The organism is Amycolatopsis sp. NPDC003676, assembly GCF_053587275.1.
In genome coordinates this window covers 108,762-120,769 of the sequence record NZ_JBSFNS010000005.1, presented here as the reverse complement: position 1 = coordinate 120,769, position 12,008 = coordinate 108,762, and the positions used below count along the sequence as shown (strand labels likewise).

Below are 12,008 nucleotides of genomic sequence, written 5' to 3'. Positions count from 1 at the left end.
CGTTGAGCGGCGAGGGGACGTTGCCGATTGGTCAAGGTGTCTGGCATCGGGTTGTCGCCGCTTAGTGGCGACGCCGTGGAGGAGTTGCCGCTACTCGGCGACGCGGGCGATGAGTTCCGGTAGACGGCCGGTGGCTGCGGCAAGGGCGAGGTGGTCGCCGTAGTCGCGGGATTCGACGATCTCTCCGTCTCGGATGCGCATTGCGAAGATGTTGTTCACCTGGAACGGCACCCCGCCGCTGGTTTCGCCTACGTAGGTCGACTCGCCGATGATGACTTCTGGGTCGGTGCTCAGGTAGAGCACCAGGTCCGTCACTTCGATGTGGAGAGCGAGCGCAGCACCGGCGGCGAAGTGGGTGCGGAGGTCGTCTCGAGTGCGGAGGACGGGGGCACCTGGCAGGAACGGGTGTCGGATATCGGTTTTTGCCGCATAGAGGTCGGGGAGTTCGGACCAGCGGCCGTCGGCGACGCCGAAGACGACTCGTTGGAATACGCCTTCGCGGCTGTTCGCGGGGAAGAGTCCGGCCGGGCGAGGTGCGATGGGGCGAGGTTCGTAAGCGGGCGCTTGGGCGTATGCCTCGGCTAGGCCGGCGGTCGCGTTTTGGATGGCGGCCAGGCGCAGGTAGTCGTGATAGTCGCGGGTGTGGGTGAGGAGTCCGTCGCGGGCGCGGAGGACTTGGATGTTGGCCGTTTCGGTCGTCTGGCCGGTTTTCCGTGACTCGGCGGTGTACTGGTATTCGGCGACGATGACCTCGGGGTCGGCGGTTTCGTGGATGGTCACGTCGTGCCGCTTGAGACGGAGGGTTTGGCCGAGGCCGCTGACGAAACGGTCGTGCAATGCGGTGCGGCCCTCCAAACGTCCGGGCCTGGGTATTGCGGTGGGGTGCTCTACGACGGTGTCTTCGGCGTAGAGCTGGGCGAGGTCGGCGAAGCGGCCGTCGGTGATTCCAGAGGAGAGCTGGTCGAACAGGTCGCGTGGGGTGTGCATGAGGGCCTCCGCAGTGCGCTGGGGTAACCGGAGTCGATAGTCCGATACGATACGGACTATCGACTCCGGTTGTCCAGCGCGGAGAGTTGCCGATTAGTGGCGACGGAGGCGGTGCAGCAGTTCTTGGGCGTCGGGGCTGTCGCACGCTTCCGCCCAGCCTTCGGGAGTGCTGTCCCAGAGGGCGTCGCGGGCGGTGAGGTCGGCACCGGCGTTTGCGAGGATTTCGATGACGTCCAGTCGGTTGCTCTGGGCGGCCAGGTGCAGCGCGGTGACGCCGACGCCGTGGCGTGGGCCGCCGAAGGTGCCGACGTGGTTGACGTTCGCGCCTAGTGACAGCAGGGTTTCTGTCGCCGCTGAGTGGCCACACGCCGCTGCCCAGGTGAGGGCGGTGCCGCGGTAGACATCGGCGTTCAGGTTTGCGCCGCGTGACGTCAGGGTGCGGAGTGCGGCTGCTTGGTTGTTACGGGCGGCCCAGGCTAGGGATTCGTCGAGGATTTCCGTGGGGTCGTTCGTTGGCTGCCAGAAGGGAAAACCGCTGTGCGGGCGGTAGAACTCACGGTGTGCGCCGGCCGCTGGCGAAAGAGTCCCCTTTGGACTGACGAGTTCATCCAGCAGTGCGGCGTCGCCGAGACCGGCTGCGACGCGCAGGTTGTGAGGGGACCGTTCGTGCGTTGCCAGTTTTTCGGCAACAGCGCGATTTCCCCAAAACAGAGCCACAACGAGCGGGGTTCCGCCGTCGCCGCGGCCTGAGACGGTCAAGGGTGCGCCGGCGTTGATCAACATGTCGGCAATCAGTGGTAAATTGCCGTAGGCGGCTTGATGTAAGGCAGTCCAACCGTGCGCGTTGGCTCGAGCGGGATCGGCACCGTGGTCGAGCAGGACGCGGACGAGGCGTTCGTCGTGGGTCGCGGACGCCATGCCGAGGAGATCGTTTCCGTTGGTGCCTCGAGCGTGGGCCAGGTGCGGAGCCTCGGCCAGCAGTGTTGACAGGCCGTCCAAGTCTCGGGCTTCTACCAGCTGATACGCCCGGGCGAACGGTTCGCCGTTTTTCGGCAAATCCTCGATATGGGCCTTCAGCGCGCGCCAGGTTGGGAAACCGTGCTCCCTAGCGATGACGGTTAAGGCGCCGGTGCGGGTCAGCGGTTGGTCGTGGCGGTCGAAGGCGGCGCGGGCGGCTGGGGTGCCGTCTTCGGCTGAGGCGAGGAGTCCGACGGCGCGGCCTCGGTAGTACTCGACGTCCTGGTGGTAGGCGTGCTGGACGTTCGGGCCATGCTCGGAGATTCGGCGGACGTACGTCTGCAGCTGTGGCCAGCTGGGGAATCCGTAGCGGCGAGCGAGGCGGAACTGCGCTTCCGACAGTGCGACCGAGTCGGCGCGGGCGAGTTCTTTCGCCTGTTTGCGGAGCTGGCCGAGGTTGGGGTTGGCGGGCAAGGCCGTCATCAGGGAGTCCTTCCTTCCCTTGCGCGCCCCGTGGTCCGCCGGCACCGGGCAGGGAAGAAGGAAAGCTCGGCAACTCGTGGTACGGGGGTGGGCTCGGCCCTTTCCGCGGACAGGACGCGGCCCCTGCCGCGCGAGAAACACTGTAACTCACAAGGGTCAACGTCCGCCGGTGATGACGCTGACCGCGATGCCGAGCGTGGCTGTGTTGTACATGAACGACAGGACGCTGTGCGCGAGCACCAGGGAACGGATCGACGTCGTCCGCGTTTCGACGTCCGAGACCGCGAAGCTTGTTCCGATGGTGAACGCGAAATAGGTGAAATCGGCGAGCGTGGGGCGTTCGGTTTCGGGGAAGCGGAAGTGCTGCGTCGGGAGGCTGTCGTAGTACATCTGGGCGTAGCGTTCCGCGTAGCCGAAGTGCAGGATCGCCCAGGCCAGCAGGACCGCGGGGACGCCGACGATTTTCGCGTCGGCCGGGTCGATGCCGGTCGTTTCCGGCAACACGATCGACAATCCGCCGGTGACGCCGACGAGGCTGGTCAACAGCGTGAACAGCAGTCCGAGCCGGCGGCCGAGAACGCCCTTCAGCCATCGGGCGTCGGTGTGGTCGATTTTTCGGCTACGGGACACTCGCGCGATCCGGATGCCGAGGTAGACCAGCGCGAGCAGATCCCAGAAGAGAAGGGCGAGGACGGTGTCGTCCTTGACGAGGGTGACGATCCCCAGTATCAGCAGGACGAGTTCGACCGTCCGGGACGCGGCGATGGCGAGTTTCGTGAACACCGGCGGCTCCCGGGGCGAACGCGGGCGAGGCGTCTGGCGAAGATAACAGCGGGGTTGTGGCCGCTGGGCGGCGAAACGGTCCTGGCTAGGTCGCCTGTTCAGGGGAAGTTCCGTGTGTGCGGGGGATGGCTCCGGTAAAGGTGGAAGTGTCCGTGCAGCGGAGGCGGGCGGTTTCGCCGCTCAGTGGCGAATCACTGGTGAGCTGGGTTTTCCTACGGTTGGCGGGATGGCGTCGGCAACCGCGGGTCGGCCAGTTGCCGAATTCTGGCGAGACGTCAGTCGGACCTTGGCGAGACGTCGGCCGGGTTTTGGCGAGACGACGGAAGCAAGCCGGGGTGGGGCTTTCGCGAGAAGCTGCCGAAAGCCCCACCGCGGGGATCAGAGCGCCAACAAAGCGAGGCGACGCCAGCCGTCCAGCGGAATCTCCGGTCCGGCACCGAGGACCTGGACGCAGACGTGGTTCGCGCCGGCGTCGAGGTGTGCGCGGATTCGGTCGGCGACTTCCTTCTCGCTGCGGTGGGCCACGATCGCATCGACGAGACGGTCGCTGCCGCCGTCGGCCAGGTCTTCCTCGGTGTAGCCGAGGCGGCGCAGGTTCGCTCGTTGGTGTGGGGCCAGCCGCACGTATGTCGCGACGTGTTCGCGGGCGATTTGCCGTGCCCGCACGGGATCCGGGTCGAGGACGACGGCTTGTTCGGCGGCTAGGTAGGCGTCGGGTCCCATCGTTTCCCGGGCGGACGCTGTGTGCTCCGGAGGGACGAAATACGTGTGGGCACCGTCGGCCTGGGTGGCCGCCAGTTGCAGCATTTTTGGTCCGAGGGCGGCCAGCAGGCGACGCGGCCGTGCACTCGAACCGACCTCAGCGGGGAAATCCAGATCTGCCGCGTCCATGGCGTCGAGATAGTCCTGCATCGCACTGCCTCCGCCGCCAGGCCGATGTCCGCCTAGCCCGAGCGTGAACCGGCCGGGATAGGCCTCGGCCAGCGTGCGTCCGGCTGCTTCAGCGGCCGCTGCGGACCGTTCGGAAAAGCGTGCGATCCCGGTCGCCACAGCCAACTTCGTCGTCGCCTCCAGCAGCAGCGCGGCTTGAGTGAACGCCTCCCGTCCGCGGTACTCGCCGAACCACAGCGCGGCGAAACCCAGCGACTCGACCTCGCTCGCGGCCGCGCGTACCTCGCCGATTTCCTTGCCGTCAAAGGCGAACGTCCAGATTCCGATCGTCATCGCGTCCCGCCTTCCGCGCTGGCGGGCAGTTTTGCGAACACATCCACAACAGACTCCAAGAAAGTTCCGTGGCCGCGGAGGCGCGGCGTCGATCCCGGCGCAGCCCGGCCGGTACGTCCACTGAGGACGCAGCCGTAACCAGAGGCTGCCTCCGGTTACTATACGGAGGGCTCCTCCGATTTGTCACGGGATAAGCTCGGACCGAGATGACCGACGCCAAGCCGATGCGCGCGGACGCCCGCCGCAACTACGAACGCCTGCTGACCGAAGCGAGGCGCGCCTTCGCCGAGCGCGGCGTCGATGCCTCGCTCGAGGACGTCGCCCGCAGCGCCGGCGTCGGGATCGGCACCCTCTATCGCCACTTCCCGACCAGGGAAGACCTGGTCGAGACGCTGCTGCGGGAGCGATTCGACACGCAAGCGGAGAAAGCTCGCGAACTGCTCCTCGCCGAGGATCCGCTCAAGGCCCTGTACACCTGGCTCATCGGCTTCGGCGAAGCCTCCGCCGTTTACCGTGGCCTTACCGAAATGCTGGCCGACGCCTTCGACGATCCGGAATCGCGGCTGCACGCGTCTTGTGACGCGATGCGCGACGCCGCGTCCCACTTAGTGGACAGGGCGCAGGCGGCCGGCGTTTTCCGCACCGACGTGACCGTCCAAGAGTTGCTTTTGTTGCTGCACGGCGCTTCCTGGGCCGGATCCCACCTGCCGGGCGAAGGCGGTACAGAGCGCCTGATGGCGCTTGTCTTCACCGGATTACAAACAAGTGAACAGCGGGGGCAGCGGGCTGTCAGCGCACCGCGTTAAACTCCCGCCAGTCCGGGCACAACGACGTGCGCCGCGAGAGAGCGTCCTCGATTTCGTGACCAGATAGTGGGAGCCGCATCGTGACCAAGCCCAGCAAACCCGTAGTCCTCATCGCGGAGAAGCTCGCGCCCTCCGTGCTGAGTGTGTTCGGTGAAGAGGTAGAGGTCCGGCACGTGGACGGCACCGACCGTCCCGCTCTGCTCGAGGCGGTGAAGAGCGCCGACGCGCTCTTGGTCCGATCCGCCACCAAGGTCGACGCCGAGGTGCTCGGGGCGACCACGCAGCTGAAGGTCGTCGCCCGGGCCGGCGTCGGCCTGGACAACGTCGAGGTCCCGGCCGCCACCGAGCGCGGCGTGCTCGTGGTGAACGCGCCGACGTCGAACATCGTCTCCGCCGCCGAGCACGCGGTCGCGCTGCTGCTCGCGGTCGCCCGCCGCGTTCCCGCCGCCGACCAGAGCCTGCGCGGCGGCGAGTGGAAGCGCAGCTCGTTCTCCGGCGTCGAGATCAACGGCAAGACCGTCGGCGTCGTCGGGCTCGGCAAGATCGGCCAGCTGTTCGCCCAGCGGCTCGCCGCCTTCGGGGCCAAGCTCATCGCGTACGACCCCTACGTCTCGGCCGCGCGCGCCGCCCAGCTGGGCATCGAGCTGGTCACCCTCGACGAGTTGCTGGAACGCGCCGACGCGATTTCCATCCACCTGCCGAAGACGCCGGAGACCAAGGGCCTCATCGACGCCGAGGCGCTCAAGAAGACCAAGCCCGGCGTGATCATCGTCAACGCCGCCCGCGGCGGTCTCATCGTCGAGGAGGCGCTGGCCGACTCCGTGCGCAGCGGCCACGTCGGCGGCGCCGGCATCGACGTGTTCGTCACCGAGCCGACCACCGAGAGCCCGCTGTTCAACCTGCCGAACGTCGTCGTCACGCCGCACCTCGGCGCGTCCACCGCTGAGGCGCAGGACCGCGCGGGCACGGACGTGGCGCGTTCGGTGCTGCTGGCGCTGCGCGGCGACTTCGTGCCGGACGCGGTGAACGTGTCCGGCGGCGGCGCGGTCGGCGAGCACGTGCGGCCGTACCTGTCGCTCACCCAGAAGCTCGGCCAGGTGCTGACCGCGCTGAACTCGAAGGCCCCGACGTCGCTGACCGTCGAGGTCAAGGGCGAGATCTCCAGCGAAGACACCGCGGTGCTGAAGCTGGCGGCGCTGCGCGGGCTGTTCGCGGGCGTGGTCGAGGACCAGGTCACCTTCGTGAACGCGCCGCGGCTGGCCGAGGAGCTCGGCGTGCAGGCCGAGCTGGTCGCCGAGTCGGAGAGCCCGAAGTTCCGCAGCCTCGTCACCCTTCGCGCGGTGCACGGCGACGGCGCGACGCTCACCGTGTCCGGTTCGGTCACCGGCAAGGACGAGGTCGAGAAGATCGTCGAGGTCAAGGGCAGGCACTTCGACCTGCGCGCCGAGGGCGACGTGCTGGTCATCGAGTACCCGGACCGTCCCGGCGTGATGGGCCGCGTCGGCACGCTGCTCGGCGAGGCGGGCATCAACATCGAGGCCGCGCAGATCAGCCAGAGCACCGACGGTTCCGACTCGATCATGCTGCTGCGCGTCGACCGGCACGTGGACGCCAACGTGCTCGAGCCGATCGGTGCGACGGTGGGCGCGCACACCATCCGCGCCGTCGACTTCAGCTAGTCAAGATTTCGCGCAGGCGGCCCCTTTCCCGGACTCCGGGAGAGGGGCCGTTCTGCTGTTCACCCGGACCGGCAACATTCGGGTAACGGAGCTTTTTCCGCACGAAAGTAGGGGTTTCGGACAGCTAGGTTCTTGCCGCGAGGCTGAACCACGCGCCGTGAGAGCACGGCGCGGCGCCGGTGCTCACCGTCGGGGGTGCGAGTGGGGAGCGCGGGCAGGTTCGTGATCCGGGCCTCGAGAAGGGGTTACTCACATGAGCAGAACCCGGTTGCCCGGGTGGGCTGCCCGTTCGGTGGTCGTGGGTTCCGCGGTGGTGCTGGCGGCGGCCGTCGCCATTCCCGCGGCGTCCGCGCAGAGCGCGCCGCTGGCCGAGCCGGTCGCTCCGGCGAAGGTCGACGCGAGCAAGGTCCAGGGCAAGCTTTCGCCCCGGCTGAGCGCGGCGCAGGGGCAGATCACCGCGTTCGTCGAGCTGGCCAAGAAACCCGCGGTGGACGCGTTCAAGGAGGAGCAGGGCAAGGGCAAGGAGAAGGCCAAGCAGGCGGCGAAGGCGGCTAAGGCCGACGTCGCCGCGGCGGTCAGCTCCGTCGTCGGACAGCTGCGGTCCGCGGACGCGGGCACGAAGCTGGTCACGCAGACGGCCAACGCGGTGCCCGGCGCGGTCGTCACCGCCGACGCGGCCAAGATCCGCCAGCTCGCGGAACGGCCGGACGTCGTCTCTGTGCGCACGGTCGTGCCGAAGAACCGCACCAACGCCAGCGCCGAACAGCTCACCAACACGCTTGCCAGCTGGCAGAAAACCGGCAAGTTCGGCGACAACATCCGCGTCGGCGTGATCGACGACGGCATCGACTACACCCACGCCGACTTCGGCGGCCCCGGCACGCCCGAGGCGTACAAGGCGGTCGACCGGACGAAGCCGTCTCCGTTGTTCCCGAGCGCCAAGGTGGTCGGCGGCACCGACCTCGTCGGCGACGACTACGACTCGGCGGGCAAGACCGGATCGCCGACGCCGAAACCGGACCCCAACCCGATCGCGTGCGGCGAGCACGGCACGCACGTCGCGGGCACGATCGGCGGCTACGGCGTGAACGCCGACGGCAGCACGTTCACCGGCGATTACAAGAAGCTGAACAAGAAGAAGCTCGACGCCATGCGGATCGGGCCGGGCACCGCGCCGAAGGCGCTGCTCTACGCGATCAAGGTGTTCGGCTGCAAGGGTTCCACGAACGTCACGTCGCAGGCGCTGGACTGGGCGCTCGACCCGGACGGCGACGGCGACTTCACCGACCACCTCGACGTCGTGAACCTGTCGCTGGGCAGCGACTTCGGCGCGCCGGACGACCCGGACTCGCTGTTCGTGCGCAAGCTCGCGCAGAACAACGTGCTGCCGGTGATCTCGGCGGGCAACGGCGGCGACATCAACGACATCGCCGGTTCGCCGGGCAACACGCCGGAAGCGCTCACCGTGGCCAGCAGCCGCGACGCGGGCGAACTGCGGGACGCGATCGAGGTCAAGATCCCGACCGCCGGACAGCAGCCGGGCCAGTACAGCCAGGAGTACACCGGCTACGACACCCTCGACCTCACCGCGCCGGTGGTGCCGATTTCAGCGGGCAACAACGCAGGTTGCGCCGCCTATTCGGCTGAGGACAAGGCAAAGGTCGCGGGCAAGATCGCCTGGCTGGAGTGGGACGACAACGACGCCACCCGGCCGTGCGGTTCCGCGGCGCGCGCCAACAACGCGCAGGCCGCTGGCGCCAAGGGCGTGCTGCTTTCGTCCACAGTGGAGCATTTCGGCGCGGGTATCGCGGGCAACGCGGCGGTTCCGATGTTCCAGCTCACCGGCAAGGCCACCCAGGCCGTGCGGGCGGGCTTGACCGCGGGCACGCTCACTGTGCGGCTGTACGGAGCCGGGCGGACCACGCTGCAGACCTACGACCAGTCCATCGTGGACACTCCCAGCTCGTTCACCTCGCGCGGCGGACGCGGTCCGTCGGTGAAGCCGGACCTCGCCGCGCCTGGCGACACGATCACGTCGGCGTTCCGCGGCAGCGGCAACGAGCGTCTGGTCATCTCGGGCACGTCGATGGCCGCGCCGCACACGTCGGGCATCACGGCGCTGGTCCGCCAGGCGCATCCGGACTGGAGCGTCGAAGAGGTCAAGGCCGACGTTGTGGGCACCGCGGTGCACGACATCACCGACGGAGCCGGCCACACCTACGGCCCGCAGCGCGTCGGTGCCGGCCGGATCGACGCGAAAGCCGCTCTGGACAACCAGGTTCTCGCGTACGTGCAGGACGACCCGGGCGCGGTCAGCGTCACGTTCGGCACGGTCGAGGCGGCTGGTCCGGTCACCTTGAGCAAGACGATCAAGGTGGTCAACAAGGGCGTCAAGGCCGCTGAGTACTCGGTGGGCTACGAGGCGGTCAACAACCTGCCTGGTGTCGAGTACACAGTGGACAAGAGCTCGGTGAAGCTGAACCCGCGCGGCGTCGCGACGGTGAAGGTGACGCTGAAGATCACCGACCCGAAGGCGCTGCGCAAGGTTCTCGACCCGACCATGGCGGCTTCGCAGGCCGGGCTCGCCCGCCAGTTCGTGGCCGACGCTTCGGGCCGGGTCGCGTTCACCCCGAAGAACGGCGCGACCGTTCCGCTGCGGGTGGCCGTGTACTCGTCGCCGAAGCCGGTTTCGGCGATCACCACCCCGGGCGGCGTGCGCTTCGGCGCGAACGCCGACCAGGCCGTGCTGAACCTCGGCGGCAAGGGCATCGACCAGGGCAGCGGCTCCCAGCGGTACCGCTCGCTGATCAGCGTGCTCGAACTGCAGGCCGAATCGCCGCAGCTGCCGGAATGCGACTCGCACGTCACGTCCGACTGCACCCTCAACCGCACCGCGAAGGGCGGCGACCTGCGCTACATCGGCGCGGCGTCGACGGCCCCGCTCGCCAAGGCGCAGGGGGAGCCGGAGAACGCGACGCTGGCGTTCGGGATCACGACCTGGAGCGATTTCGCGAACCTCGGCAGCAACACGGTGCCGTTCGTGGACATCGACACCAACGGCGACGGCAAGCCGGACTTCGAAACCTTCGTGACGAAGGCGACGGGGTCGGACGTGCTGCTCGTCAACACGGTGTCGCTGACCAAGCCGGGCAATCCGTCGGTGGACCTGCAGGCGATCAACGGGCAGCTCGGCGACGTCGACACCAACGTGTTCGACTCGAACGTGATGGTGCTGCCGGTCAGCATCGCCGCGCTCGGCATCGACCCGAAGGAGGCGTCGCACCGGATCAGCTACACGGTCGGCACCGCCGGGTACTACGTCGCGCCGGGTACCTCGAACGGGTTGATCGACCAGGTCAGCACTCCGCTTTCGTTCGACGCGCTCGCGCCGGCGTACTCGGTCCAGGGCGGCGGCGACGCGGCGCTGGGCTACGTGGCCAAGCCGGGCACGGCTTTGGTGGTCAACCGCAACAAGGACGCCGTCGCCGGGGACAAGGCGAAGGGTCTGCTGGCGATCGAGCACCACAACGCGACCGGGCAGCGCGCCTCGGTCGTGCGGATCGAATCGGAGGTGCCGCGCGGCTGACCCGGTTCACCCTTTGAGGGGAACTTGAGGTGAGCCGCGGAAGCGGCCGCATCGCGGGACGCGGGGGCTTGCCAAGGCTGTCCGGCCTGGGCAAGCCCCCGTTTCCGTTCGCCCGAACGGGTGTCTCACCCTGTGGGAGGATGCGGCATAAGGGTGGTGCGGCTACGGCACCTTGTCTACGGCCGGTAACCTTCCGCTGCTGGCGTTTTTGTGCGAATGGGCCATCGGTGCGCCCGGTGGCCTGGGCTACGGAGGTGTGTGGATGCGGCTCGCGGTGATCCCAGGGGACGGGATCGGGCCCGAGGTGGTCTCCGAGGCGCTCAAGGTGCTCGGTGAGGTAGCACCGGCGGCGGAGATCACGAACTACGACCTCGGCGCCTCGCGGTGGCACGCCACCGGGGAGCTGCTCCCGGAGTCGGTGCTGGGCGAACTGCGCCAGCACGACGCGATCCTGCTCGGCGCGGTCGGCGACCCGACGGTGCCCAGCGGCATCCTCGAGCGCGGCCTGCTCCTGCGGCTGCGGTTCGAACTGGACCACCACGTGAACCTGCGCCCGGCTCGGCTGTACCCCGGGGTGCGCGGCCCGCTGGCCGACGCCGGGGACGTCGACATGGTCGTGGTGCGCGAAGGCACCGAAGGCCCGTACGCGGGCAACGGCGGCCTGCTGCGCAAGGACACCGAGCACGAGATCGCCACCGAGGTCAGCGTCAACACGGCCTTCGGCGTGCGGCGCGTGGTCGCGGACGCGTTCAACCGCGCCGAAGAGCGTCCGCGCAAGCACTTGACGCTCGTCCACAAGACCAACGTGCTGGAGCACGCCGGTTCGCTGTGGTCGCGGATCGTCGAAGAGGTTTCGCTGGAGCACCCGGACGTCACCGTCGCGTACTCGCACGTGGACGCCGCCACGATCCACCTGGTCACCGACCCGTCGCGGTTCGACGTGATGGTCACCGACAACCTCTTCGGCGACATCATCACCGACCTCGCGGCCGCGGTGACCGGCGGTATCGGCCTCGCGGCCAGCGGCAACCTGGACATCACGCGCCGGAACCCGAGCATGTTCGAGCCGGTGCACGGCAGCGCGCCGGACATCGCCGGCCAGGGTCTAGCAGACCCGACTGCCGCGGTGCTGTCGGTGTCGCTCCTGCTGGACCACCTGGGCCAGAAGGAAGCGGCGCGGCGCATCGAGGCTTCGGTGGCCTTCGATCTCGCCACGCGCGACCAGTCGTCGCCCGGCGCGACCCAGGCGATCGGCGACCGCCTCGCGGCGCTGGTCTCGTCGAACGCCCGTCAGGCCGGCTAGACCCCGTCCTGAGTTTTTCGGACCCCCGCCGCGGAAGCCGGTCGAAATCCGGCGCTGACCCGCAACGGTAGGCCTTCGGCTCCTGTTTTTCGGGAGCCGAAGGCGAGCCCGATACCGGCGGAGGTTCCTCGAACCTCGTCCCCTCCCGTCGTGGTCTGCGGGAGACGACACTCCCGCCGTCGGCGGCTGCCGTCTTTTGC

Annotated in this window: 8 protein-coding genes and 1 riboswitch; of the genes, 4 read left to right on the top strand and 4 right to left on the bottom strand. The window is 68.4% G+C overall.

Going from position 1 to position 12,008, the window contains the following annotated elements; genetic code table 11:
* Positions 1-90: 90 nt before the first annotated feature.
* The 4 genes from ACWDNU_RS04810 to ACWDNU_RS04795 all read right to left on the bottom strand — a co-directional run bounded on the left by ACWDNU_RS04810 (position 91) and on the right by ACWDNU_RS04795 (position 4,434).
* Positions 91-987 carry a nuclear transport factor 2 family protein gene (locus ACWDNU_RS04810; RefSeq protein ID WP_449667781.1) on the bottom strand — a complete coding sequence of 299 codons (897 nt, stop codon included), beginning with the start codon at positions 985-987 and terminating at the stop codon, positions 91-93.
* 93 nt (positions 988-1,080) lie between these two features.
* Positions 1,081-2,427, bottom strand: coding sequence for an ankyrin repeat domain-containing protein (locus ACWDNU_RS04805; protein ID WP_449667780.1), 1,347 nt, complete (start codon positions 2,425-2,427; stop codon positions 1,081-1,083).
* Between the two features lie 156 nt (positions 2,428-2,583).
* Positions 2,584-3,210, bottom strand: a complete 627-nt coding sequence (locus tag ACWDNU_RS04800) for a DUF1345 domain-containing protein (RefSeq protein ID WP_370939650.1) — start codon at positions 3,208-3,210, stop codon at positions 2,584-2,586.
* Positions 3,211-3,588: 378 nt separating this feature from the next.
* Complete coding sequence (locus ACWDNU_RS04795) at positions 3,589-4,434, bottom strand: TIGR03620 family F420-dependent LLM class oxidoreductase (protein WP_449667779.1); 846 nt, start codon at positions 4,432-4,434, stop codon at positions 3,589-3,591.
* Positions 4,435-4,640: 206 nt separating this feature from the next.
* Between ACWDNU_RS04795 and ACWDNU_RS04790 the strand changes: the two genes are divergently transcribed.
* The 4 genes from ACWDNU_RS04790 to ACWDNU_RS04775 all read left to right on the top strand — a co-directional run bounded on the left by ACWDNU_RS04790 (position 4,641) and on the right by ACWDNU_RS04775 (position 11,808).
* Positions 4,641-5,240 carry a TetR/AcrR family transcriptional regulator gene (locus ACWDNU_RS04790; RefSeq protein WP_449667778.1) on the top strand — a complete coding sequence of 200 codons (600 nt, stop codon included), beginning with the start codon at positions 4,641-4,643 and terminating at the stop codon, positions 5,238-5,240.
* A gap of 80 nt (positions 5,241-5,320) precedes the next feature.
* On the top strand, positions 5,321-6,919 hold the full coding sequence (serA, locus tag ACWDNU_RS04785; protein WP_449667777.1) for a phosphoglycerate dehydrogenase: 1,599 nt from the start codon (positions 5,321-5,323) through the stop codon (positions 6,917-6,919).
* 253 nt (positions 6,920-7,172) lie between these two features.
* Positions 7,173-10,505 carry a S8 family peptidase gene (locus tag ACWDNU_RS04780; protein ID WP_449667776.1) on the top strand — a complete coding sequence of 1,111 codons (3,333 nt, stop codon included), beginning with the start codon at positions 7,173-7,175 and terminating at the stop codon, positions 10,503-10,505.
* Positions 10,506-10,767: 262 nt separating this feature from the next.
* A complete protein-coding gene (locus tag ACWDNU_RS04775; RefSeq protein ID WP_037811756.1) occupies positions 10,768-11,808 on the top strand; it encodes a 3-isopropylmalate dehydrogenase in 1,041 nt (346 codons plus the stop codon).
* A gap of 8 nt (positions 11,809-11,816) precedes the next feature.
* Positions 11,817-11,945, top strand: a riboswitch (cobalamin riboswitch).
* Positions 11,946-12,008: the final 63 nt, after the last annotated feature.